At 73.1% G+C, this 1,067-nt stretch carries 2 protein-coding genes and 1 pseudogene; 1 reads left to right on the forward strand and 2 read right to left on the reverse strand.

The genetic code is table 11. The features are described from left to right. Both AB0G02_RS41935 and AB0G02_RS41940 read right to left on the reverse strand, forming a co-directional pair. Nucleotides 1–197, reverse strand: a pseudogene (locus tag AB0G02_RS41935) (methyltransferase); the annotation flags it as partial. After that, nucleotides 197–454, reverse strand: coding sequence for a helix-turn-helix transcriptional regulator (locus AB0G02_RS41940; protein ID WP_360806672.1), 258 nt, complete (start codon nt 452–454; stop codon nt 197–199). The pseudogene AB0G02_RS41935 and the gene AB0G02_RS41940, both read right to left, overlap by 1 nt. A 59-nt stretch (nt 455–513) precedes the next feature. On the opposite strand from AB0G02_RS41940, the gene AB0G02_RS41945 reads away from it, so the two are divergent. Continuing rightward, nucleotides 514–1,067, forward strand: a 554-nt coding sequence (locus tag AB0G02_RS41945; protein WP_360806675.1) for a M24 family metallopeptidase, incomplete at its 3' end; no start/stop codon positions are given.

Here is a 1,067-nt window from a genome sequence, read left to right on the forward strand (position 1 = left end):
CCCGCCACGAGGCGGGGGTGGTCCAGGACGTAGCGGGCCAGTGCCTGGCCGCCGGCCCAGGGGAAGGCCCAGAACGGGGGTTCGGTCGAGCCGGTGCGTTCCCAGAGCGTGATGACGTCGTCGGCGGTGCGCAGCACGATGTCCGGTGTCAGCGGCACGGGGCGCGCGTCGGTGACCGAGCGGACGAAGTCCTCCACTAGGCCGAGAGCCTCTGCGGTTCCAGGGCGCGGGACAGGCCGTCCATCGACAGGCCGACGGCGTCGCAGAGCGCGGCGACGGTGAAGAACGCCGGTGTGGGGACGCGGCCGCGTTCGATCTTGCGCAGGGTTTCCACCGAGATGCCGGCGGCGGCGGCGACCTCGACCATGCTGCGCGGGCCGCGGGCGCGGCGCAGCAGTTCGCCGAGGCGTTCGCCGCGGTCGCGGTCGGACTGGGTGAGGGGCTGACGCACCATGCTGTGATACTAATACCGGGATACAAATACCGGTATTGCTATCACGGCAGGAGCATGTGGTGATCGAGTTGAAGAGCCCCGGCGAACTGGACGCCATGCGCGCCGCCGGCCTCGTGGTGGCCGACGCGCTGGCCGCGGTGCGGGCCCACGCGACGGTCGGGGTGTCCCTGCTGGAACTGGACGGCATCGCCCGCCAGGTCATCCGCGACGCGGGCGCCGGGTCGTCGTTCCTGCACTACCTGCCCTCGTTCGCGCCCACCCCGTTCCCGGGCGTCATCTGCGCCTCGGTCCACGACCTCATCGTGCACGGCATCCCCGACGGCTACCGGCTGCGCGACGGCGACCTGGTCAGCATCGACTGCGGCGCCCACCTCGACGGCTGGCACGGCGACTCCGCGATCAGCTTCGTCGTCGGTGACGCCGACCCCGCCGACCTGGCGCTGGTCGACACCACCCGCCGCGCCCTGGACGCCGGCATCGCCGCCGCCGTGCCCGGCGCGCGGATGGGCGACGTCTCCCACGCCATCGGCGTCATCGGCCGCGCCGCCGGCTACGGCATGCCCTCCGACTTCGGCGGCCACGGCATCGGCCGCGCCATGCACGAGGCGCCCGG

It is taken from the genome of Actinosynnema sp. NPDC023658, assembly GCF_040639995.1.
Classification (GTDB): domain Bacteria; phylum Actinomycetota; class Actinomycetes; order Mycobacteriales; family Pseudonocardiaceae; genus Actinosynnema.